The organism is Neorhizobium sp. T25_13 (genome assembly GCF_002968675.1).
GTDB lineage: Bacteria > Pseudomonadota > Alphaproteobacteria > Rhizobiales > Rhizobiaceae > Neorhizobium > Neorhizobium tomejilense.
On sequence record NZ_PVBI01000008.1, the window covers coordinates 241,527 to 265,220 of the forward strand.

At 62.1% G+C, this 23,694-nt stretch carries 17 protein-coding genes and 2 pseudogenes; 8 read left to right on the top strand and 11 right to left on the bottom strand.

What is annotated here, in order from left to right; genetic code table 11:
* Window positions 1–22: 22 nt before the first annotated feature.
* The 3 genes and pseudogenes from C5J22_RS32080 to cysG all read left to right on the top strand — a co-directional run.
* Window positions 23–1,639, top strand: a pseudogene (locus C5J22_RS32080) (molybdopterin-dependent oxidoreductase); the annotation flags it as partial.
* Window positions 1,640–1,762: 123 nt separating this feature from the next.
* A pseudogene (locus C5J22_RS32085) lies at window positions 1,763–2,854 on the top strand (molybdopterin dinucleotide binding domain-containing protein); the annotation flags it as partial.
* Entirely contained in the window at window positions 2,826–4,307 is a 1,482-nt protein-coding gene (cysG, locus tag C5J22_RS20305; protein ID WP_105439688.1) for a siroheme synthase CysG, read from the top strand. The pseudogene C5J22_RS32085 and the gene cysG, both read left to right, overlap by 29 nt.
* Before the next feature lie 56 nt (window positions 4,308–4,363).
* On the opposite strand, the gene C5J22_RS20310 is transcribed toward cysG, so the two are convergent.
* From C5J22_RS20310 to C5J22_RS20340, 8 genes are all read right to left on the bottom strand, one after another.
* On the bottom strand, window positions 4,364–6,700 hold the full coding sequence (locus C5J22_RS20310; protein ID WP_105439689.1) for a polysaccharide biosynthesis tyrosine autokinase: 2,337 nt from the start codon (window positions 6,698–6,700) through the stop codon (window positions 4,364–4,366).
* 74 nt (window positions 6,701–6,774) lie between these two features.
* A complete protein-coding gene (locus C5J22_RS20315; RefSeq protein WP_105403095.1) occupies window positions 6,775–7,680 on the bottom strand; it encodes a UTP--glucose-1-phosphate uridylyltransferase in 906 nt (301 codons plus the stop codon).
* Window positions 7,671–8,696, bottom strand: a complete 1,026-nt coding sequence (locus C5J22_RS20320; protein WP_105439690.1) for a glycosyltransferase family 2 protein — start codon at window positions 8,694–8,696, stop codon at window positions 7,671–7,673. Before C5J22_RS20320 ends, C5J22_RS20315 begins: the two co-directional genes overlap by 10 nt.
* Window positions 8,693–9,622: a glycosyltransferase family 2 protein gene (locus C5J22_RS20325; RefSeq protein ID WP_105439691.1), complete on the bottom strand. Its 930-nt coding sequence runs from the start codon at window positions 9,620–9,622 to the stop codon at window positions 8,693–8,695. Before C5J22_RS20325 ends, C5J22_RS20320 begins: the two co-directional genes overlap by 4 nt.
* Window positions 9,622–10,632 (bottom strand): glycosyltransferase family 2 protein, encoded by a 1,011-nt coding sequence (locus C5J22_RS31315; protein WP_172746719.1) that lies wholly within the window; start codon window positions 10,630–10,632, stop codon window positions 9,622–9,624. Before C5J22_RS31315 ends, C5J22_RS20325 begins: the two co-directional genes overlap by 1 nt.
* An 8-nt stretch (window positions 10,633–10,640) precedes the next feature.
* Window positions 10,641–11,801 (bottom strand): glycosyltransferase, encoded by a 1,161-nt coding sequence (locus C5J22_RS31320; RefSeq protein WP_245440486.1) that lies wholly within the window; start codon window positions 11,799–11,801, stop codon window positions 10,641–10,643.
* Between the two features lie 68 nt (window positions 11,802–11,869).
* The gene (locus tag C5J22_RS20335; RefSeq protein WP_105419971.1) at window positions 11,870–12,667 is read right to left on the bottom strand and encodes a glycoside hydrolase family 16 protein; all 798 of its coding nucleotides are present in this window, start codon (window positions 12,665–12,667) and stop codon (window positions 11,870–11,872) included.
* Between the two features lie 3 nt (window positions 12,668–12,670).
* On the bottom strand, window positions 12,671–13,819 hold the full coding sequence (locus C5J22_RS20340) for an acyltransferase (RefSeq protein ID WP_172746721.1): 1,149 nt from the start codon (window positions 13,817–13,819) through the stop codon (window positions 12,671–12,673).
* Window positions 13,820–14,658: 839 nt separating this feature from the next.
* Between C5J22_RS20340 and C5J22_RS20345 the strand changes: the two genes are divergently transcribed.
* On the top strand, window positions 14,659–15,627 hold the full coding sequence (locus tag C5J22_RS20345) for a glycosyltransferase family 2 protein (protein WP_105439692.1): 969 nt from the start codon (window positions 14,659–14,661) through the stop codon (window positions 15,625–15,627).
* A gap of 44 nt (window positions 15,628–15,671) precedes the next feature.
* Window positions 15,672–16,613, top strand: a complete 942-nt coding sequence (locus C5J22_RS20350) for a polysaccharide pyruvyl transferase family protein (protein ID WP_105439693.1) — start codon at window positions 15,672–15,674, stop codon at window positions 16,611–16,613.
* Here the strand turns inward: C5J22_RS20350 and C5J22_RS20355 are convergent.
* Together C5J22_RS20355 and C5J22_RS31985 are read right to left on the bottom strand one after the other, a co-directional pair.
* Window positions 16,604–17,608, bottom strand: a complete 1,005-nt coding sequence (locus tag C5J22_RS20355) for a glycosyltransferase family 2 protein (protein WP_105439694.1) — start codon at window positions 17,606–17,608, stop codon at window positions 16,604–16,606. The genes C5J22_RS20350 and C5J22_RS20355 overlap by 10 nt on opposite strands.
* A gap of 87 nt (window positions 17,609–17,695) precedes the next feature.
* On the bottom strand, window positions 17,696–17,992 hold the full coding sequence (locus C5J22_RS31985; RefSeq protein ID WP_105439695.1) for an exopolysaccharide production repressor protein: 297 nt from the start codon (window positions 17,990–17,992) through the stop codon (window positions 17,696–17,698).
* A 729-nt stretch (window positions 17,993–18,721) separates the two neighbouring features.
* On the opposite strand from C5J22_RS31985, the gene C5J22_RS20365 reads away from it, so the two are divergent.
* The 3 genes from C5J22_RS20365 (at window position 18,722) to C5J22_RS20375 (ending at window position 22,028) form a co-directional block, all read left to right on the top strand.
* Window positions 18,722–19,402 (top strand): sugar transferase, encoded by a 681-nt coding sequence (locus tag C5J22_RS20365; protein WP_046634162.1) that lies wholly within the window; start codon window positions 18,722–18,724, stop codon window positions 19,400–19,402.
* Between the two features lie 102 nt (window positions 19,403–19,504).
* A complete protein-coding gene (locus C5J22_RS20370; RefSeq protein WP_105439696.1) occupies window positions 19,505–20,761 on the top strand; it encodes a polysaccharide biosynthesis/export family protein in 1,257 nt (418 codons plus the stop codon).
* A gap of 7 nt (window positions 20,762–20,768) precedes the next feature.
* Window positions 20,769–22,028, top strand: coding sequence for an O-antigen ligase (locus C5J22_RS20375; protein ID WP_105439697.1), 1,260 nt, complete (start codon window positions 20,769–20,771; stop codon window positions 22,026–22,028).
* On the opposite strand, the gene C5J22_RS20380 is transcribed toward C5J22_RS20375, so the two are convergent.
* Window positions 22,018–23,628 carry a GMC family oxidoreductase gene (locus C5J22_RS20380; RefSeq protein WP_105439769.1) on the bottom strand — a complete coding sequence of 537 codons (1,611 nt, stop codon included), beginning with the start codon at window positions 23,626–23,628 and terminating at the stop codon, window positions 22,018–22,020. The genes C5J22_RS20375 and C5J22_RS20380 overlap by 11 nt on opposite strands.
* Window positions 23,629–23,694 lie beyond the last annotated feature (66 nt).

Genomic DNA, 23,694 nt, shown 5'->3' on the forward strand with positions numbered 1-23,694 from the left:
GGCGGGTCTTCTGGAAACGGAAATGCAGGCGGGTGGAAACACCACCAGGACGACCTGCCCCTATTGCGGCGTCGGCTGCGGCGTCATCGCCACAGTGGCGGACTCCGGCGCTGTGACGGTCAAAGGCGATCCCGAGCATCCGGCCAATTTCGGCCGGCTCTGTTCCAAGGGATCGGCACTGGCTGAAACCATCGATCTCGATGGGCGTGTCCTCGTCCCCGAAATCCTTGGCCGGCAGGCGGATTGGAACGAGGCGCTCGATCTCGTCGCCGAAAAATTCTCGAAAACCATCGCCGAACACGGACCGGATTCGGTTGCCTTCTACGTTTCCGGCCAATTGCTGACCGAAGACTATTATGTCGCCAACAAGCTGATGAAGGGCTTTATCGGCTCGGCAAATATCGACACCAATTCCAGGCTTTGCATGTCTTCGTCCGTCGCCGGCCACCGCCGCGCTTTCGGATCCGATACCGTTCCCGGCACCTACGAGGATATCGAACTCGCCGATCTGGTCATCCTCACCGGCTCCAACCTCGCCTGGTGTCACCCGGTGATCTATCAGCGGCTCGCAGCAGCCAAGACCGCGCGGCCGGGCATGAAGATCGTCGTCATCGATCCGCGCCGGACGATGACCTGCGATATCGCCGACCTGCATCTGGGCATTCGGCCGGATGGCGACGTGGCGCTGTTCATGGGCCTGCTCGCCCACCTCGCGCAAAGCCCGGCAATCGACCAGAACTATATCGCCGCGCATACGCAAGGGTTTGGCGAAGCCTTTGCCGCCGCTTCCGCGCTTTCCTTTACAGAACTGATGGAGCGGACGGGCCTGCCGGCGATGCAGCTTCGCGAGTTCTTTCACCTGTTCGAGACGACGGAGAAGGTCGTCACCTGCTACAGCCAGGGCGTCAACCAATCGGCGTCGGGTACGGACAAGGTCAATGCCATCATCAACTGCCATCTGGCGACCGGCCGCATCGGCCAGCCGGGCACCGGTCCCTTTTCGCTGACCGGCCAGCCGAACGCCATGGGCGGCCGCGAGGTCGGCGGTCTCGCCAACATGCTCGCCGCCCATATGGCGATCGAAAGCGCGGACGATCGCGACCGCGTGCAGCGTTTCTGGGCCTCGCCGCGGATCGCCGAAAAGCCGGGCCTGAAGGCCGTCGATATGTTCCGCGCGGTTGCCGATGGGCGGATCAAGGCGCTGTGGATCATGGCCACCAATCCGGTGGTGTCGATGCCGGATGCCGATGCGGTCGAGGCTGCCATCAAGGCCTGTCCTTTCGTGGTGGTCTCCGACATTCTCCGGGACACCGATACGGCCCGCCACGCGCATGTCCTGCTGCCCTCGGTCGGCTGGGGCGAGAAGGACGGTACCGTCACCAATTCGGAACGTCGCATCTCCCGCCAGCGCTGGTTTCTGTCCGCACCCGGTGAAGCCAAAGCCGATTGGTGGCAGATGGCGGAGGTCGGCCGGCGCATGGGTTTTGACGGCTTCGATTATCGGTCTGCGGCTGAGATTTTCGCCGAGCATGCAGCACTTTCGGCCTTCGAGAACGAGGGCAGCCGGGATTTCGATATCGGAGCGTGTGTCGAAATCGGCAAAGAGGGATACGATGCACTGACGCCGTTCCAATGGCCTGCTCCGCTGGAAGATACCCCCCTCTGGCCTGCCGGCCATCTCCCCCTCAAGGGGGGAGATCACAAGCGGCAGGATCGTCGCTTCCAAAGAAACGAGACGGCCTGCTCGACGGATGGTTTTGGACAAAGAGTTGGCGCCCAGCCGATCTCCCCCCTTGAGGGGGAGATGTCCGGCAGGACAGAGGGGGGTAGCGACAAGCGCTTCTTCGCCGATGGCGGCTTCTACCACCCCGATCGCAAGGCACGTTTCGTCGCCGTCCAAGCTCCAGCGACCGACCGCACGAACGAAGAATACCCGCTGACGCTGAACACTGGCCGCATCCGCGACCATTGGCACACAATGACGCGGACGGCGAAAAGTGCCCGGCTTTCCGGCCATATCGCCGAGCCCTTTGCGGAACTCCATCCGCGCGATGCGATGGAACTCGGCATTCGCGGCGCCGGCCTGGTCGAACTCGAAAGCCCCCACGGCAAGGCAATCGTCCGGGCGCTGGTCACCGAACGCCAGGCCCGTGGAAACGTCTTCGTGCCGATGCACTGGAACGACCAGTTCGCCGCAAAGGCGCGCATCGATGCACTGGTCGCACCCGTCACCGACCCGTTTTCCGGCCAACCGGCGTCGAAGAACATAGCGATCGCCGCCCGACCGTTCGCCGCTTGCCTCTACGGCTTTGCCGTTTCCGCCTCGAAACCCCTGAACCCACAGGCGGATTACTGGGCGCTCGCCAAGGCCGATGGCGGCTGGCGGATCGAACTCGCGTTCGCGGACCCGGTCGAGGACTGGGTGGCGTGGTGCCGGGGAGCATTCGGCATTCCGGCCGAGATCGAGCCGCTCGGTTATGCCGACCATCAGTCCGGCGATCTGCGCCTCGCCTTTTTCGACGGCGGAAAGCTGCTCGCAGCTCTTTTCCTGGCGAACGAGCCGGTCGCCGTCGCGCGCAACTGGGCAATCGGCCAACTTGCCGCCGAACATACCGACCTGCGCAAGCGCTTTGCGATCGTTGCCGGACGCCCCGGAGCCGACCAGCCGGATCCCGGCGCCACCGTCTGCTCCTGCTTTTCGGTCGGCGTCAATCGGATCATCGGCGCGGTCAGGACCGGCTGCCACAGCGTCGAGACGGTCGGCAAGGAAACCAATGCCGGCACCAATTGCGGCTCCTGCCGCGCTGAAATCAGGGGGATCATCGATGGATGTCTTGCAGCTGCTGCGGAATGAAGCATCTCCTGATCGTGGCGCCCGCATGGCGCCGCTTGCGAAGCTCCCGGTCTTCTGGGCGCTCGAAGGCAGGCTCGTCATCGTTGCCGGCGGGTCGGATGCGGCCGCGTGGAAAGCCGAGCTGCTCGCTGCCTGCGGCGCCAATGTGCATGTCTATGCGGACAGGTTGTCCGAGACATTCGAAAAGCTGATCGAACGCGGGGCGGAACATCCGCAGGGTCGCTTTATTCATCATCTAAACGTGTGGGACGCTTCGATTTTCGCGGGCGCAGCGATCGCGATTGCGGATTGCGACGATGAGGACGAGGCGCAGGCGTTTTTCGACGCTGCCCGCGCGGCCGGCGTACCGGTCAATGTCATCGACAAACCCGCCTTCTGCCAGTTCCAGTTCGGTTCGATCGTCAACCGCTCGCCGGTCGTCGTATCCATTTCAACCGATGGTGCGGCGCCGATCCTGGCGCAGGCGATCCGCCGTCGTATCGAGACCCTGTTGCCGGCCTCGTTGAAAACTTGGGCGGAACTAGCGCAGTCGCTCAGGGAAAAGATCAACGACCGCCTGGCGCCCGGCCCGCAGCGAAGAGCCTTCTGGGAACGTTTCGTGGACCGCGCCTTCGGCAGCGAACCGGGCTCGGGCAGCGAAGCTGCGATCCTCGCCGATGCCGGCCGCGTCGCATCCTCGGCCCAGAAGGGCCGTGTCACCCTTGTCGGCGCAGGCCCCGGCGATGCCGAACTTCTGACGCTGAAGGCGGTGCGTGCCCTGCAGGCGGCCGACGTCATCCTGTTCGACGATCTCGTCTCCGACGAGGTGCTGGAGCTCGCACGCCGCGAGGCGAAACGAATGCTGGTGGGAAAACGCGGTGGCCGGGTAAGCTGCCGCCAGGAAGACATCAACGACATGCTGGTAAAGTTCGCCAAGGCGGGCAAGCGCGTCGTCCGCCTGAAATCCGGCGACCCGATGGTCTTTGGCCGTGCCGGCGAAGAGATCGCCTGCCTGGAACGAGAAGGCATCCCCGTCGACGTCGTGCCGGGCATCACTTCGGCAAGCGCCATGGCCTCGCGGCTCGGCGTGTCGCTGACCCACCGCGACCATGCGCAGGGCGTTCGTTTCGTCACCGGCCATTCGCGCAAGGGCGTGCTGCCGGACAATCTGGACTGGAAAAGCCTCGCCGACCCGCGAACCACGACCATCTATTACATGGCGGGACGCACGGCGGGCGAGATCGTCAGCAAACTGACGGACGCCGGCATGACGCACGACATGCCGGTGGCGATCGTCAGCGCGGTGACCCGGCCGAACGAGCGGCGCTGGGCCGGGCGACTGAGCGACATGGCTGCGGCCATGGCAGAGATCGGTATCGATGAACCCGTGCTGATCGGCATCGGCCACGTATTTCGCAAGGTCGATTTCGCCGATTGCACGCAGTGGAGCGACCAGGCCGCGGCAAGCGCCTGACAAAAAAGGGGCGGTAAAAACCGCCCCTTTAATCACATGTCAGCTGAATCACAGGTTCAGCGAGGCGCCGAGGCCGAACCTTCCTTGTAATATGAGACATAGCTGCTGTGCAGCCGCTCCGGCGAGCCCGGATCGGCATAGCGGTGCAATTCCGACATCTCCGTCTTGTTGAGGATCACGCCCACCGTTTTCGAGGCGATCTGCGGTTCGGACCGGATGATGGACTGCACCGCCTTCGCAGGGGTGACGCCCCATTCGGTGACGAAGACGAAACCGTCGACATAGGGCTCGAAGGCCTTGGCATCGATGACCGGCAGGAGCGGCGCCAGATCGACGACGATGACGTCGAACGTATCCTTGATGCTTTCGAGGAAATGGCTCATGCCGGAAGAAGCGAGAAGCTCGCTCGTATGGGCGAGCTGCTTGCTGCGCGTCGTCATCGGCAGGATCGTCAGGCGCGACCGGCGGTCGACACGTGCCGCATTGGTCCATGGCGTCTGCTGGAGCACCACTTCGACCAGTCCGACTTCCGGCTCCGAGGCCAGCATGCGGCTGAGACCCGGATTGCGCAGGTCGGCGTCGATCACCAGCGTGCGAACGCCCGTCGAGGCGATCAGCCCGGCGAAATTGGCGGCGACCATGGATTTCCCTTCGCCCGGCAGGCAGGAGACCACACCGATCACCCGGCACTTCCGCTCCTGCAGCATGATATCACATGCGAGCTTGGCATTGCGCAGCGTCTCGGCGAACTGAGACCGCGGCGCCTCGACCGCGACCCGCATCAACCGACGGAACGAGATCGGGTTTCCGGGAGGTGCTCCCGCCGCTTCGGCGTCGGTCGGTGCCGGCGGTGGCGTTTCCTCCGCACTGGCGCCGCTCACTTTCGGCAGGTAGCCGAGGAAGCGAAGGCCCAGTTTCTCCTGCACGTCGTCGCCGGTTCGGAAGAACCGCTCGCGGAATTCCAGGAGCGTTGCCGCGGCTCCGCCGATCAGCAGGCCGAGCACGATCGAGAGCGCCATGGTCAGCGTCTTGCGCGGGCTGGACGGGGCCGTCGGCAGACCGGCATCGGAGATCACGCGCGCCTTCGCGATCGGGAAGGATTGCCGTTGCGTCGCTTCTTCGAAGCGTCCGAGATAGGATTCATAGAGCGTCTTCAGCGCCGCCGCCCTCTGCTCCAGTTCACGCAGCTGGACCATCGAGACATTCGCTTCCGAATTGCGGCCCGCGACCCGGTCGATACTTTCACGTAGCGATTTTTCGCGCGAACTCGCCACTTCGAATACGTTGCGGAAGCTGCCGGTCAATTGCTGCAACTCGCGGTAAATCTGCTGCGCGAGTTCGCTCTTTTCCGTCTTGAGCGCGACCGCCTGCGGATGGTTGGCGCCGAACTGCTGGATGATGCCCTGCTCGCGGTCGGAAATGTTGATGTAACGCTTGCGGAGGTCCTGAATGACCGTGTTGTCGGTATCGCGAGCCGAAATGACGGCATTCTGAACGGCTGCGTCAGGCCCCTTGTCGATGATCGCCTGATATTGATTATAGCGCGCCGAAGCGGTCGCTGCATCGGCCTGCGCCACGATCAACTGGCTGTTGAGATCCGAAAGCTGCTGTGTCGACAGGAGTTCGCCGCGCGGCGAAACCAGGCCGTGCTGGGTCTTGAATTGCTCGACGGCGAGCGAGGCCTGCTGCGAACGGCTGTTGAGATCATTCAGGCGCTCCTGCAGCCAGAGCGAAGCCCGCTCCGTCGCATCGAAATTGGCGTTGAGCTGTTCGGTGAGGTAGGACTCCGCGTAGGTCCGCGTGATCATCGCGGCAAGCTGCGGATCCGGCGAACGAACGGACAGCGCGATTACCGAGCTGCGGCCGACACGCTCCACGGTCAGCGATTGCTGCAGGACAGCCGCCGCCTTTTCGCGCCGGCCCATCCGGATATCCTCCTCGGAAGCCGGCGGACTGCCGGGGGTCAGAAGCGCGACGACGCTGCGGATGGCGCCCTTGGCAAGATCGACCGGCGACTGCGGCGGATTGACCACCGTCTCGTTCTGATCGAGCTTGGCCTTGTCTACCACCCTCACCGCCAATGCCTTGGATTTGAGGATCTCGACTGCGCTCGACATGCGGTTGTCGATCTGTTGGGCCGACTGGCTGTCCTGCGCGTCGTCAGCATAACGGGAAAGGTTCTCGTCGATGAGGATCTGCGTCAGGGCGGTGTAGATCGGCTGCGCCATCACCAGGTAGAGCCCGGCAAGGGCAACGGTGGCGATGAGGCAGACGACGACGATCCCCGAACGACGGATCGCAGCCGCCCAGAGCTTATCGAGATCGATGAACGTATCGTTATCCCGCGTTTCGCTCGGGAATATCGTTCTCGGTCGGAAGTTTACCTGATCCATAGGGCCCGCTTTCTGGAGCTTTGGGGGACAGATGGCGGATTGCCGCCATCCGTCTCGTATGACTTGAATGCGCGTCAGGCGGCTTTGACCCGCGTTTCGTGCGACATCATCAGTTCCTTGATGGAGGCGTAAATCTCGGCCCCCATATCCTGGCGAAGCATGGCGAAGGCGACATTCGCTTCGATAAAGCCGCGCTTGCTGCCGCAGTCGAATGTGCGTCCCTGATAGGGATGCGCATGGAACGGCTGGACCTGCGCAAGCTTGTGCATGCTGTCCGTCAGCTGAATTTCGTTGCCGGCGCCGCGTTCCTGCCGGGCAAGCAATTCGAAGATTTCCGGCTGCAGGATATAACGCCCATTCAGGTAATAATTGGATGGTGCCTCGGCAGGCTTTGGTTTTTCGACCATCTCCGTCACCTCGAAACCATGCGATACGCTATGGCCGACACCCACAATACCATAGCTCGACGTCTCTTCCGGTGCACATTCCTCGACCGCAAAGACATTGCCGCCGACTTCTTCATAGAGATCCATCAGCCCGGCCATGCAGCCCTGCGGACCGTAGGAAACCATGTCGGGCAGGAGCAGCGCGAAGGGCTCGTTGCCGACCAGTTCGCGGGCGCACCAGACCGCATGGCCAAGCCCGAGCGGCACCTGCTGGCGCGTATAGCTGACGGTGCCTGCGACCGGCAGCATCTTTTCGAGCTGGGTAACCTGGACCGTCTTGCCCGCGCGGGTCAGCGTCGCGACGAGCTCCGGCGCGCTGTCGAAATAGTCTTCGATCGCGGTTTTGTTGCGGCTGGTCACGAAAATGATGTGCTCGATTCCCGCCTGCATGGCTTCGTCGACCGCATATTGCACGACGGGCCGATCGACGATCGTCAACATTTCCTTCGGCATGGCCTTGGTGGCCGGCAGGAACCGAGTGCCGTTGCCTGCGACGGGTATCACCGCCTTTCGAACTGGTCTTTTCATGTCCATTCCTTCGTCCTTTCTGAGGGCGCCCCCGCCCTATTGATCGGATTTTCAGTTGACGTCGGCCGTTTCACCAGCCGACGCATGCGAACGGCAATCGGCATGCGCAGAAGTCGGAGCGCACGTGGGTTTTCGATTGCCGTTTTCAGGAAGCCGCCGACGGAACCCTTCTTGATTTCGTCGACGAGCGTGAGAAATGAACCCGCTTCGAGGATGCTGCGGGTGCGCCTGCGTTGGGCAGCCGAGGCCTTTGCATCCAACTTGTAGCGGGCGAGAAAAGCGCGATCGGAGGCCAGCATCGCATCCAGATGACTCTGCTCCAGGACGCGCGAAATCGAGTCCTGGCGCAGGTGGTAGACATATCCGATCTCCGGCGCGATCGCGCATCGCGCACCGCTCGCCAGGGCAGAAGCAAGCAGCAGATAGTCCTCGCCGATCCGCAGCGCCTCGTCGAAGCGCAGCCCGTGCTCGAGGAGAAATGCGCGTTCGAAGATCGGCTTCATGTAGCCGAAGTTGAAGGTCGACTGGAAAATTACGTTCGAGCCGATAAAATCGGCAAGCGTCAGCATCGACCGCTGCCTCAGCGCCTCCTTGGAAAACATCGCATGGGGCTCGCCATGGTCGAACGGGATGACGTCGAGATTGTCGACGACGATCTGCGCTCGCGCATCCTCGGCCCGCTCCAGCATGGTCAACAGCCTGACGGGATAGACCGTATCGTCGGAATCGAGAATGGCGACCCAACGGCCCTTGGCCGCCGCGAGTCCGGCGTTTCGAGCCGCAGCCGGCCCGCCGTTCACCGCCTGGGCAATCAGCCTGACCCGCTGATCGGAATAACCTTCCGCGATTGCCCGCGTCCCGTCCGTCGAGCAATCGTCGACGACGATCACTTCGAGCGTCACGCCGATCTGGGCGAGCGCACTGTCGATCGCGCGCGCGAGCGTGTCCTCGGCATTGTAAGCCGCAACCACAAAGCTCACGTCGGGCTGGAAATCCGGGGCCTGCGTATCCTGCATCGTCATGTGGCTTCGGCGGCTCCGTATTGGCGGATCTCGCGGATGCCGAGCGTGCCCGTGACCGCGCCGGCATGGAGTGCCGCACGAAGAGCGTAGCGAGTACGAATGACCGGCGAGGCAATGGTTGCCGCCGTCACCGCCAGGCAATAACCGAGTTTCAGCGCAGCAAGTGCGGTCTGCTTGATCCGGCCGAAGCCGGAATTCTTTGTCGCAAGGATGCGCCCATGCGTCTGCCCGGAACGGAACCTGCGCTTGGCGAGCCAGGAGAAGCTTGCCCGCTTTTCGGGCACCAGTTCCTCGACCACCGCATCCGGCGCAAACGCGATCCGGCCGCCGGCATCGGTCAGTGCGGTGAAGAAATGCGTATCCTCGCCGCCGCTTTGGCCGAGCGAAAGCGCGAACCTGCGGCCCGCGACGACCGGTGAGCGCATATGGAGGAGAACGTTCGAAGTATAACCGGTCCTGATCTGTCCATCGACCCAGACCGGCATCGTCGAATGGAAGTCGCCCTTGCGCATCCAGTCGGCGCTTTGCGTTCCGTAGACAGCCCGGACCGGCCCGAGAACGGCATCCGCCCCCGTGCTCCTCGCCATCGCCATCAGTCCAGCCAGCCATTCCGGCTCCGCCGTCTCGTCGTCGTCGATAAAGGCAAGGTAGTCCGCATCGCTTTCGGCGAGGCAGGCATTGCGGGCGATCGAGATATTCGACTTCGGGCAATGCACATAGCGGATCGGGAACGGCGAACGCGCCCGCAAACCGTCCACCAGCCCGCTTGCGCTCGGGCTCGCATCGTTATCGGCAACGATCAGGCGCAGTTCCGCGCCCGCCGGCACGGCAATCTCGAAGAGCGAGATCAGCGTTTCGGCAAGTTCGGGACGCCGGTAGGTGCAGATACCGATATCGATGCGGAATGGCCTTTCCTCTGCCGCCATCAAGCGATCCTCCGTGGGCGGATGCCGATCAGTTCCAGCCAGAAGCCGGCCGACCAGGCGAAATGCATGATCATCGCGGAGAGCGAGGCGAGCGGCCCGTAAGGGTTCTTCTGCCCGACCGCGAGCCAGAAGCCGTAACCGATGCAGGCCGCGGCCCAGATGACCACCGGCACGGCCGCCCACCAATAGAGAAGCGCAAGCACCGCGCCGAGGACGACCGGCGCGACTGCCAGCGGGATTGCCTGCCGGAGCTTCGGAATGGACCGATGCTTGACGAGGTTTTTCGCCCGTCCCCGGCCGTAGGCCAGATATTGCCGGAACAGCGCCGAGGCGGTCGAGCGCGGATAATAGGTCATGTAGGTCTTGCCGGTCATCCAGATCCGGAAAGCGTTTGCGCGCAGCCGGAAGTCCAGTTCGGCATCCTCATTGTGGCTGAAACTCTCGTCATAGCCGCCGACGGCCCGGAACGCCGAAATCCGCATCAGCGCGTGGTGGCCATGATCGACCCACTCGCCGCCGCCGACGGCGCGATGTTTCGAACCACCGTTTCCGAGCTTGGAATTCTGCGCCACCGCGGTCGCCTTCTGGAAAGTCCCGAAACCGATCGTCTCCATGCCGACCACGACAGAATCGGCATCCATCTCGACTGCCTCCTGCAGCAGGGTCTGACAGTAATCGTCCGGATAGTCCCCATGCGCGTCAATGCGGATGAGAAAGTCGCGATCCTCGCCGAAACGGTCGACGGCGAGATTGATGGCAGCGCTCTGGATGCGCTTGCGGTTACCGATAAGCACCAGGTCACGGATTTCCGGAACAAGTCCCTGGACGATGTCCGGCGTGCCGTCCTGGCTGCCGCCGTCGGCGACGACGATCAGCATGTCCATGTCGCCGCGCTGGCCATTCAGCTTGTGCAACAGCGGCGCAATCGTCGCCGCTTCGTTGAGGCACGGGATCACCAGAAGCGTCCGGATCTCGGACATCTGGGCATTGGAGTGAGAACGCAAAACCATACTCCACCTCACGATTGCAGGGTTGAAACAGCCGGCATTTCGGCCGGCGACGGGACGTTGGGATGTAGGGCGGCGAGCCGCGAAACAAGAGCGCGACATTCCGCCGGTCCGGTCACCCACTGGCAGCGCTCGACGGCCGCAAGCCGGGAAAAGAGGTCGACGTAGCGCGCTTCCGTCATCTCGTTGAACAGCGTTTCAAGCGTCTGCGGCGTCACGTGATTGCGCACCAGGCCGATACCTCGCTTGCCGATGAAGCGGCCGGTCTCTGTGCCTGCAAGCGCGATCGGAACCGCGCCGTACAACCCGCCTTCATAGAGCCGGTTCGGCAGCAGCCAGCTGGAGTTCAGCCCTTCCTCGAAGAAATCGATCGCCCAGGTGAACTGCACGTCGCCGTAGATCGCGGAAAGGTCCTCGGGATTGCGGTAGGCGCCGTGGAACTCGACATGCGGGGCGGCGGCGACCTTCGCATCGAAATCGTCGAACTCGCTGTAGGCCGGACGGCCGCGCAACACGATCTCGACCTTCCCGTCCATGCGGGCCGCGAAGTCGATCAGCATATCGAGCGACTTGCGGCAGCGGATCGCCCCGAACCAGCCGATCCGCCAGGGCTTTCCCGGCTCCGGTGGACGGGGCTGGAGCGGCCCGGAAACCGGTTCCGGCTCGAGGGCAAGCACCTTGTTTTCCAGAAGCAGAACCGGCAGGTCGAGGCCGGAACGCGGCTTGAAGAAATTTTCCACGAAAGCCGGGGAGCTGGTGATCAGCAGGCTGGCCCGGCGGCCGAAAAACAGCTGCGCCTGGCGCATCAGGCGGCCCTTCATTCCCTCGTCGAGAAGCAGGCGGTGAATATCGAGGCATTCGTAGACGACAGGAACCCGGCGGCTGAACATGGACGCGGCACGTCCGGCAAGCGCCAGCGTCTCCAGATTGCGGGCGATGATGACGTCGGGCGCGGCGATATCGGCCAGCGTCCGTTTCAGCCTCATGCGAGCGGCAAGAACCGCTCCGATGCGCTGCGCAAAACGCCCGTCCGCCGTCTGCCCGAGTGAAACGGTCGTCACATCCCGCTCGTCGGCAAGCACGTTCGAGCCGCGCTCGAAGCCCGCGACGGTGACGCTCGCACCGCCGGCCTTCAAGGTCAGCACGCGCCGCCGGATGGCCGCGTCGGCCATGTCATGCGCGAGATAGAGAACGTTCAAAGTCAAATCGTCCAACTCCATTGTCGAGCCGCCAAGGCGGCTCAGCCGAGCGTGCAGAGCACGGATTCAGGAAAGCGGCATTTCTCGCCGATCGCGGTAAAGGAGATCCGGTCGACGGTCATCGAGGTCGGCTGGGTGTAGGAGAATGCGCCCATCCACTGTTTGAGCGTGTCGGTTCCCCAGAGGCTGACAAAGATCTTCTGGGGGTTTTGCGGAATCTTCGTCTTGTCCGTTACTTCATGAACGAGCTTGCCGTTCACGAAGTAACGGAGACGGTTCTCCTCCCAGATAAAGGCATAGTCGTTGAAACCCTTGTCCGCACCGCCGGCGACCGGCACGAGCTTTTCGTTGTTGCCCTTGGCGGAAACATACTGATTGAGCTGGACCTGGCCGGTATTCTTGCCGAGCACTTCGAAATCGATCTCGTCATGCGGCTTCTTGTCGGTCGGGCCGATATAGGTGAAGAACGCCGAATTGAGCCCCGAGCCCGTCGCGGATTTCATGCGCACCTCGTAGGTGCCGTAGCCGAAGCGCGCCTTGGTCTGGATCTCGCCGCAGGCGAAGTCGCGGTCGCCGGTCTTGTCTCCGGTAAAGCCGAGCTGCAGGGCCCCGCCTTCGACCTTCACCTGCTTCTTCGACCAGGTGCAGTTCTGGTGCTTGCCGTTGTTCCAGCCGTCCGAGACGTACCAGACGGAACGATCGAGGCTGTCGAAGTTCTCCACGAAGGACTGACCCGCAGCACCCTGTTGGGCGTGTGCTGCGGGGGAGAGAAGTCCAGACACCGCGGCAGCGATGATAACCTGGCAGGTTAGTTGAATCTGTCTGGCCTTGGCCGTCATGTTTCACCTATGCTGTTGCGTCATTACGGGTTCGCCGGGATGGTTGGCCCCGGCGGGTGAGTGGGAGCTGGCGGCGGCCGAAAGCTTGGCCTTGCGGCCGCGGCTGCCCGTCAACACCTCGTAGAGACCGCGCATTCTGCGCGAGACGAGACGGTTGCTGACAAAAAGAATGAGGAAGCTTCCGACGGCTGCGGCCGCGTAGAAGACGGGATAAAGGGCATCGCCTGCCACCCGGTTCCACACCATCCACATCAGGACGAGCAGCGGGTAATGGGCGCAGAACATCCAGAAGCTCAGGCTTCCGGTGGCCGCAAGCCGCTGGCCGGCCCAGGAACGGATGACGATCGCTGACATCAGCCAGAATCCGCCGGCGCCGACAATCGAAAGCGCGCTGCGCGCCATGTCGAGAGGCCAGGGGAAATCCGGGCCGGTCCAGTAGAGGCCGATGGACAGCAGCACTGCGGCGGCGAGCATCGCTGCCGTACCCAACCCCGCATATCGGTCCGCAACCTTGAGATCCACCCGATGGAGCGCCAGGAAGATGCCGAGGGTGAAGCTGAACAGGATCGATTTCTTCAGGACGATGCCGAGCATCAATGCGGGAGTGATCGCCAGCAGGAACAGCACGCCAAGCGTGGCTGCCGGAAAGCGCCGCACCGACATGGCAAGGATCGGCGACAGGATGATGCAGACGATCAGGTCGCGCAGAAAGTAGAGAGGAACATTGATCGGCAGCCCTTCCGTGGCCAATGCGTTGTTCAGGAATTCCCGCGTCGAGAGGTTCCAGAGATCAGGGAAATACCCAACCCCGATGTCCATGGGCTGGACGACGAGCACGGCCCCAAGCAGACCGAGGTTCCACAACAGGAAAGGCACCAGGACCGTCCTCGCCTTGGAGCGAAGCGTCTTGGCATAGTCGAACGTCTCCCAGCCACGCTGGAACAGCAGGTAACCAGAAATCGCGCTGAGGCACGGCACGCCGATACGGAACAGGCTATCCCCGAGGAAAACCCTGAGCCAATCGAACAAACCATTCAGCCCTAGGAAGGGGCTGGTCCCGGGATCGTGCGGCACATGGACGAAGAGTATGCCGGAGATCAGCAGGATACGCATCAGATTGATACGGGAGGATATGTTTGGATCGACAGTCAAACGAGTCACCCTTTTTGGGCAGTGCCTCCCGTCACCACCGTTTCAATCAGAGCAGACTTGAGCCCGCAGTCACGCAAAAAGGATCGGGCCGAGTTTGGCGCAAAATGTGGCGGCGCAGCAAAAAAGCAACCCGCGCGGAAATACTGGGGCTCGAAGAGGCTCCCGTCCCGGCGTCCGATACGGCTTCGGGGACTTATGATTTTCAAGGGTTCAGGGCCCACTTCGGGGCTCGGAATGCTGCACCGCAACAGCACAAAAAAATCTTTTTGCAATAGGCCGAAACGGCTAGCACTTTCGTATCCATGTACCTCCTCGCCCTGAAACGGGCGCGGAATGTGGCGTAATCTGGGCAAATCTGGGACACAATCGGGCAAAGCTGACCCCGGCTGCGCCACCGGGATCCGCGGCGGCGGACGACGTCCTGAATTTTCTGCAAAACCAGGCCGCAGCCACCAAAAGGGTGCCAATTGATGGGGTCTCCTCCGGCTGCACCGCCGCTTGCCGCCTCCAGATAAGACTTCGTTAACTGCGCTGCGAGGATGCGCAGGACGACCGGCAGATCATCGCCGAAAACAGCACCGGGTGGGTGCCTCGGGGGACCGATCCGAGATCTTCCAAGGCCCGCGGTCTTGCCAGATTGGAGCCCGTGACAAATTTCAGCCCGAATGTAACGGTCTTTGATAACGCGCTCGGCCGAGGCCAGTGTGATCGTCTTGGCGGGAGCCATAGGGTCAGATCCTGTTACGGGAGGTCATTCGATACGGCAGCGCACTGCCGTCAACCCGGAGCCCGACAAACGTCAGAGGCTTGTAATTCTTTGAAAAGGCAGGGGCAAAAACATGGCGACGTTCACGGTTGTGATCCCATTTTTCCAAAAGGAAGCCGGCATTCTCCGCCGCGCACTGAAATCGATTTTCGATCAGAGCTATCAGGACTTCGATATCGTCATCGTCGACGACGAGTCGCCCCTTTCCGCAGATATGGAGCTTCAAGGCATTGAAGATGCTTGGAGATCCCGCATCCGCGTAATCCGCCAGCAGAACGGCGGGCCGGGTGCGGCACGCAATACCGGCCTCGACAACATACCCGCTGCCACCCGTTACGCGGCACTTCTCGATTCGGACGACGTCTGGCTGCCGGATCATCTGAAGAATGCGTTTGAGAGCATGACCCGCTTCGATGCCGAGTGCTACTGGGCCTCGATGCAGGCGAGCGACGAGTTCTACTACCACTTCGGCATGGCCGAACTCGAACAGACGGAAGGCGGTACGCGGCTTTCTGAAAGCCCGCTCCTGATCGAAATGCCGGATCTCGCGAGCGTCATGCTGAAGAACTGGAGCTTCCTGCATCTCTCCTGCATGGTCATCGCTCGGCCGGTCTTCGAGACGGTCCGTTTCGAGCCCTCGCTGCGGCTGGCGGCCGAAGACGTGCTGTTCTTCGTCGACTGCATCCTGAAATCGAAGCGAACCCTGCTCTGCGACGAAGAGGGCGCGGCCCGTGGCATGGGTCTCAACATCTTCCACAGCATCGACAATCGCTCGCCGCAGTTCCTGCGACAGCAGTTCAACACCTGGGTGGCGCTCGATACGCTGGAGGAGCGTTTCCGCTCCCGCCCCAGCGACGTCGCCTCGATCGCATCCTACAAGAACACTGCTCGGCGGCAGGCCCTCTGGAGCCAGGCCGGACGGGTGAAACGCCGCCAGGCGCCGGACCTCGGCCTGCTCGCCCGCTGGGTGATGCGCGATCCCGCGCTGATCCGGGCGGCATTCGAACTCGGGGCCGGGAAACTCGGCCGCAACGCACGCTAAATGCCTGTGTTTCCTTTTAATTTCATTATCCCACGGAGGCCCGCATGAAAGCGTACTACTGGGAATCGCATCACGGCAATTTCGGCGACGACCTCAATCTCTGGCTCTGGGATGCGCTGCTTCCCGGTTTTCGGGACGTCCACCCCGAGCTCCTGCTGGTCGGCGTCGGCACTGTCCTCAATCCGGTCCTGCTGCCTGCAGGCCAGAAGAAACTGGTGATCGGCAGCGGCTACGGTTATGGCACGCCGCCTGATGTCGCCGACGCGGCGGAATGGGACGTGCGGGCGGTCCGCGGCCCGATGACGGCCGCCAAGCTCGGCATTTCGACCGACAAGGCAATCACAGACCCGGCGGCGATGATCGCCGACATGCCGGAATTCCAGAATCTGCCGAAAATCCACAAGAAGACCTTCATTCCCCATTGGGAATCGGCGGAATTCGGCATGTGGAACGCGGTCTGCGAGCCCGTCGGCCTCACCTATCTCGATCCGCGCGGCGAGGCGAAATCGGTCATCCGCCATATCGCCCAGTCGGAGCTGATCATCGCCGAATCCATGCACGGCGCGATCCTGGCGGATGCCTTCCGGGTGCCGTGGGTGGCCGTCAGCAGCTCCCGTTCCATCAACAATTTCAAGTGGAACGACTGGGCCGCATCGGTGGGGACGGTTTATGAGCCTCGCTACGTGCCAGTCTCCACCCGCGCAGAAGCGGTGGCCAAGCGCTCGCGCTTCTGGGGCTTCAGCTTCGACGGCCAGCAACCCGCGCATGAGGCAGCAGCGGAGCCGCACAGCGGCGAGGTCATTACCCGGACGCCCTCGCGGACCGGCCTTCGCGGCATGGCGAAGCAGTTGCTTGCCGCTCCGTCGGTGCTGGCGCTCTGGCAGGCAAGCCGCGCGGAGCCGCGGCTCAGCCCCGTCGAGGTTCTGGACGAGCGCAAGGAGAGGTTCCGGACGATGCTGGAAGGGATACGCCGCGACTATTTCTGAACGGCGGGTATGCCGGGCAGAAGATAGCGCATGCCGGCCGGCTGCGCCTGCGGCTTGGACGACCTGGCCCGCAGGAGATCGAGCTTGTCGAGGAAGATGCCTGTCGCGACCGCCGGCAGGACTTGTGGGCGGGAGAGCAGGTGCCGGATGGCCGCGCCGTTCCCCGCCTGCGACTTGATGTCGAGGAAGGCGCGCAGCTCGTAGCGGTCGCGCGTATGGTCGCGATGCCGGACGATCACTGCCCTTTCCTCTTCGCCAAGCGCCGGATCTGCAAGCAGCGCGTCGTCCGCCTGGTAGAATTTGCGCAGGTCGTCGGTGTGATGCCGGCTGCTCAGCGAATCCTGGCGCACGATGGCACCGTAGCCGCAATGCTCGATCACCTTGTAGCGCGCGCCCTTGGCGAGCGCCCGGGCGTAGAAGTCGTAGTCCTCGCCGAAACGCATGTTCTCGTCGTAGCGGAGGCCATGCGCGTCGAGGAAAGCCCGGCTCATCACCGGCTTCAGGAACCCGGTCTCGCCGCGTTTGACACCGCGCTTGGAGATGTTTCCTTCCACGAATTCGACGAGCGACATGGTCCGCGCCCGGGTCTCGAACCGTTCCGGACGGACGGGGCCGCTCGGTTCGTAGATGAAGGCGATATTGTCGGCGATGAGGTCCCAGCCCTCCTCCTCCAGCATCGGCGCGAACCGGCCGGGGAAGAAGAAGTCGTCGGCGTCGAGGATGCCGATCAGCGGCGCGCTCGATATGGCAATCGCATGATTGCGGGCGGCTGAGGGGCCGCGATTCTTTTCGAACGAAACAACGGTCAGCCGTCCGGACTTGTCGTCGGCTTTGCGGGCGACATCGGCAGTGCCGTCGGTCGAGCCGTCATCGACCACCACGACCTCGCTGACACGAGCCTCGTTCAAGGCGGATTGGATTGCTACTCCAATCGTTTCCGCGGCATTCTTGACCGCGATGATGACGCAGATCGTCTGAGAAGCGTTTTCCGCCATAGCCCACTCCATGTTGCATCGCAACGCAACTATGGGCCCAGGAAAATGGCCCTCGTGTGGAACTGGCGGAAAAAAGCGCGATTTCGTTCAGGTATCGCCGGCCGGAAGGTGCGGAGCGGGATCGGCACGCAGCCCGTCACGCCGGCTGCCGTCCTTTGAGCTCTTGGCCGCCGCAGCGGCGTCCGAAGTTACTCCTGCATCCCGCAACTGCTTTTCACGACGGACCAGATAGAGGATGGCGACGAAATATCCTGCCTGGATCAGGACTGCACAGATCAGGGTCTGTATAAATGCCGTATAGACTGACCCGGTGATAAGGTACGCAGCCACCGCGAACACGATCAGAGTCCCTGTCATGCTGATAAAGACGCGCGGCGCGTACATGGTCCTTCCTCCCGAACATAAATGTTCCGCTCTAGGCTTTTCAGGCTCCTCTCCCGATAAAACAACCATATGAGTCTGGCGGAGAGGATTCAAGTTTTCCGATCCCGATAGTGCCAGCTATTGGTGAAACTTTCGTAAGGTCCTCGAGGTTCCCGATAAATACTGCACGCAATGGATCGATCTTTATCTCAGTACCACAAGCCCTCAGGCCTCGGTTTTGCCACATTTTCGCCCGGATTCGACCCGGTTGGAACGAAATCCGCGGCCAGTTCTCTCAACTCCCGTCAAACCCAATCAACTTTTGTTACAAAGCTCACGCGAACCCGCCAACCATTGTTGCGTTGCAGCATTGTATTGCGACGCAACAGGGATGGGCCTTTGGTCCCAGACGAAAGCTACTTTGGTCCCCATCGCCAAGAAGCTGCGCGTTTTATGACTAGACGACCGACAGGAGAGAACGCGGGGATAAGTTTGGCCCAAGCTGCTAATATTGGCTACATGGCCAATTTTACACGCCTTCTACAGTATTGACTGTACTTTTGGCGTATATCTCCCAAGTTGTTCCCGCCCAATCGCGGGTTGGGGATCACCCCCCACCCCCTGCCCGAGGCGGTTGACGGAAAAGTTTGATCTTCATCAAATTGCGAACACAGACTTATTATCACATTAACGCTCAATGACGCGCCGTAATGGCACCGACTATCGCAAAACCTAAGTGGAGTTCACTCTATGAAGTCAGCGACACGTTCGGCAGGTTCGCCGTTCTCAACGTCAGACCAAGCCCGCATGACTCTCCCAACCGGGGGCTTGGCAAAACGAAGTTTCGATATCACTGCCGCCGCCCTAGCCCTCATCCTGTTCAGTCCCATCTTCCTGATGATCGCGGCGTTGGTGAAGTTTACCGACCATGGCCCTATTCTCTATGGCCATCCTCGGATCGGTCATAACGGCCGCATCTTCAAATGCCTCAAGTTCCGCACGATGGCCGTAAATGGCGACGAAGTCCTGCGAAACCACCTGAAAGCCAACCCGCAAGCCGCGGAGGAATGGCGAGCGACGCGCAAACTCAAGGTCGATCCCCGCGTGACGGTTGTCGGCACCGTGCTGCGCAAGCTCAGCCTCGACGAGCTTCCGCAGCTTCTCAACATTCTGCGGGGTGAGATGAGCGTCGTCGGCCCTCGCCCTGTGGTCGACGAGGAACTGAACCTCTACGACAGCTTTGCAGCCTACTACCTGAGCACGCGCCCGGGCCTCACCGGGCTTTGGCAGATCAGCGGCCGCAATGACGTTTCCTATGACACCCGTATCGCGTTCGACACCCAATACGTCCAGAACTGGTCGCTCATCGGTGATGTCGCCATCATCGTGAAAACGATCCCCGCCGTCTGCATGGCGCGCGGCAGTTACTGATCATCCATTCCCTCTGCTGAGGCGTCGGCCCCTTGACGGGATCGGCGATTTTGGCGGGCTTCGAGCGCGGACCTGAATCCGCGCCTTTTGAAGGAAAAATCCATGCAGACACAAACCGCCTCCGCGTGGGGCCTGCGTGCTTTATGTTTTCTGGCCGGTGCGATCACAGTCGCTCTGGCCGGTAGCGCGACTGCGGACGAGGCCGGCTATCGCCTCGGCGTGATGGACAAGCTTCGCGTCCGCGTCGCCGAGTGGCAGCCGGCCGACGGCACGATCCGCAACTGGGATGCGGTGAGCGGCGACTATACCATCGGGCCGACCGGGTCGCTCTCGCTTCCCTTCATCGGCGACCTCCCGGCGGCCGGCAAGACGGCGGGCGAGGTGGCGAAAACCATCGGCGAGGAGTTGCGCGGCAAATTCGCATTGCGCAACCTGCCGTCGGCCTCCGTGGAAATCGCCCAGTTCCGGCCGGTTTTCCTGGCCGGCGACGTGCATACGCCGGGCGAATATCCCTTTACACCCAACCTCACCGTGCTGAAGGCCATCAGTCTCGCCGGCGGCCTTCTCCGGTCCGATTCGGGCCAGCGTTTCGCCCGGGATTTCATCAATGCCCGCGGCGACGCCTCCGTCTACGATTCCGAGCGCGCCCGGCTTCTCGCCCGCCGGGCCCGGCTCCTGGCGGAAGTCGCCGGCGCCACCGACCTGAAAGTCCCTCCGGAACTCAAGGACATCGGCAATGCCGAAAAACTGATCGCCAGCGAAGCGTCGCTGATGAAATCGCGCCGCGACCGTTACGAACTTCAGCTGAAGGCGCTGACCGACCTGCGCTCGCTGCTCGAAAACGAGGTCCAGTCGCTCAGCCAGAAGACCGAGACCCAGAAGCGGCAGCTGCAGCTCGTCAGCGAGGATCGCGAAAAGATGGCGAAGCTGACCGAACAGGGGCTGGCGACATCCAGCCGCCGCATCACCGCCGAGGAAAGAGCAGCGACCATCGAGGGCAACCTCCTCGATATCGACACCTCCACCCTTCGCGCCAAGCAGGATATCAACAAGGCGAACCAGGACGAGATCAACCTGCGCAACGACTGGGAGGCCCAGCGCGCCCAGGAGCTGCAGAACACCGATGCAGAACTCGAAAAACTCGGCCTGCAGCTCGGCACCAGCCGCGAACTGATGTCGGAAGCCGTGGCTCAGTCGGCCGAGGCGCTGAAATTCGACCCTTCGGGCAAGTCTGCCACCATCAAATACACCGTGGTGCGGGACGAAGGTCAGGGGCCGAAAGAGGTTGTCGTCGGCGAAAACGACAAGCTTATGCCCGGCGACGTCGTCAAGGTCACCGCCGAGCTCCTGATGCAATGAGGATCGCATGAGGATTGCCAAATCTGCGCTGATCGATCCGGCCCGCAATGAAGTCTACGGCGTGGCTGCGGTCGCGCTGTCCTTCTTCGTGTTCGCCTATTCGAGCCGGTTCGGGCAGATTTCGATCCTCGCTTATTACGGCGTCTGGTTCCTGCTGCTGCTCGCCGATTATCGGCGGGCTCTCGGCAACTACCTCAAATATCTCTGGATATTCGGGTTTGCGCTGTTCTGTTTCATTTCCGCCTTCTGGTCGCCGGCCTTCGGCATCTCGCTGCGTACCGCGATACAATACCTGACCCATGTGGTCTGCGCGCTGATCGCCATGCGCACGATCAGCGTGCTGACATTGACCCGCGGCGCGATCGTCGGCACGGCGATCGTGCTTGTGTTTTCCATGCTGTTCGGAACCTACCTTTACGACGCGATCGACGGCAGCTACAGTTTCGTCGGCGCCTTCTCCTCGAAGAACCAACTCGGCTTCTATGCCTCGCTCGGCCTTTTCTTCGCGGCATCCTATCTGCTCATCTGGCGGCAGAAAGGTCTCTGGTTGATCGCCTCGGGCGGCGTCGGCCTGCTGAGCGCCTATTGCCTTCTCGCCTCTCAATCGGCGACCTCTGCCATCACCACCGCCGGCGTTCTGGCGCTTTGCGTCGGTTATATGCCGGTCGCCCATCTTTCCCCCAATCACCGCAAGCTGCTGGTCGCCGCACTGGTGGTGATTGGAGTGGTCGCGATAGTCGGGGCGCTCCAGATCGGTGCCATCGACGCGGTCCTCGGCATATTCGGCAAGGATTCGACGCTGACGGGACGGACCTATCTCTGGCAGCAGGGAATCGAGGCTATACGCGAAAACCCGATTCTGGGCACCGGTTATCAGGGTTACTGGGTTCCTGGCTTCGCCGACGCCGAGAGACTGTGGGACGACTTCTTCATCACCGCCCGCAGCGGGTTCCATTTCCACAACACGTTCATCGAAGTCGCCGTCGAGACCGGCCTCGTGGGGCTCGCCCTGCTCTGCATGATCATGCTGACAAACGTCTTCGGCCATCTGAGCGCGATGCTGAGCCGCAACCGCGATTCCGGATCGACGCTGTTATGTGCGCTGAGCGTTCTGTTGTTGATCCGGGCCTTCGTGGAGGTCGACGTGCTTTTCCCCTACCAGATCGGCTCGTTCCTGATGTTCTACGCCGCCGGCAGGCTGACCCTTCGCCAGAAGTCCGCCGCATTGACCTACCCCTCCAGGCCCCGGCGGACCATCATCGCCTGAGCTTTTCGAAAAGGTGTTCGGCGAGCCGGAGCGCCAGCGCCACGGCCGGCAATGTCGGGTTGGCATGACCTCCCGTCGGGAACAGGCCGCTGCCGGCGAGATAAAGATTGCCGATGCCATGGACGCGGCAATCGGCATCCGTCACGCCATCGTCAGGGTTGCCGGACATGCGGCTGAGGCCGATCTGGTGATAGCCGTCGAATGCCTGGCTCAACACCGCCTGCCGCCGCTGGTGAGCGTCATGCAGATATTCCAATCGGCCAAGCCCCGTTCGGCGTAACCACATATCGAGAATCTCGTGCGATTTCAGGACCGAACTCAAGTCCTGTTCGGTCACTTGATAGTCGACGACGAGACCAGCCTGGGTGCCCACTCCGCCCTGAGGCTGCAGGTAGACCCGGCTTTCCGGATTGGGCACCTGTTCGGCATGGTAGCGAAGCAGATAGCGGCCTTTCGGATTGATGAGCGTGCGCCACGGTTCGATGCGTCGCTCCAGCATGTTGAGAACCGATCCGAATAGATCGAATGCCGCCCGGCGATCGGTGCGGATATTCCGCCAATGCTGTTGGCGGTCGATATTCTCAGGTCCCCTGGCCGTCGGCGCCAAGCCGTTCGAGAGGCGGCGGTAGAGACCGAACATCTTCAGGAACAGATAGATGAGCGATAGCGCACCCGAGCCATGCGCGGGATCGGCAACCGAAATCGCGTCGATCCAGAAGACGCAGTTGAGAAGCTTTTCCTCCGCCTGGACCGCCGGCGTGATCTGCAGCCTGCGACGGAAGATATAGTTTTCGTCGTCGATATTGAAGGCGAAGTGGCTCGCGAGCCTGGGCTTGTCGAATTGCAGCACGGCAACGTAGCCGGTGAGGTGCCCCTGGTAGAAGCGGCCAAGCGGACCGTCGGGACCACCCAGTGCCTCCGGCCGCCTCTCCCGCAGGGCGAGCAGCAGGCGAGCATTTTCCAGCCCTCCTCCCGCGAGGACGAAAGTTCTTGCCGTGATCTGGCTTTCCTGCCCGGCGCTGTAGGCCGTGAGACTTTCGACATGCGCGCCGGCAGCATCGAGCGTGATGCCGGCGACGGTCGCGTTCACGAGACGGATACGCCTGGAAGCCTTGAGCCTCTCTCCATAAATCGGCCCGAGATCCGGAGACCGGCTCCACCGCTCCAGCGCGTTTGTATCGATCCTATTGTCCGAGACGCCGACCGCCTCTAAGGGAGACTCATCGGCATTGCAGTTGAGGAATGTCAGCGCCTCCGCATAGTGGCGGCGAAGCTCCTCGTGGGAAATCGGCCAACCGGAAAACCGCACATGTTCCCTCACCTCGAAATCCAGTTCGTCGAAAGCGACGCACCGGCCGCCCCAGAGCGCCGACGCACCACCGATGCCCGGACGGGACATCGCCATCGAAGGAGCATGATGGCCGTTGGTGAATTCGATTTCGCCGGCACCGGCGTCTTCCGCCGCTCCGCCCGCGCCCATTTCGAGCAGAGTTACGGTGAGCCCGAGTTTCTCCAGCTTCAGAGCGAGCGCCAACCCGACGGGGCCTGCGCCGACGATGCAGACATCCGTCGTTTCCGTCTCAAAATCTGCTGAAGTCATGTATGCCTTTGAGAGAGAACCCCGGATCACCAGCAGATAGAGCAGGCCTGCAGAAATGGAACTGCC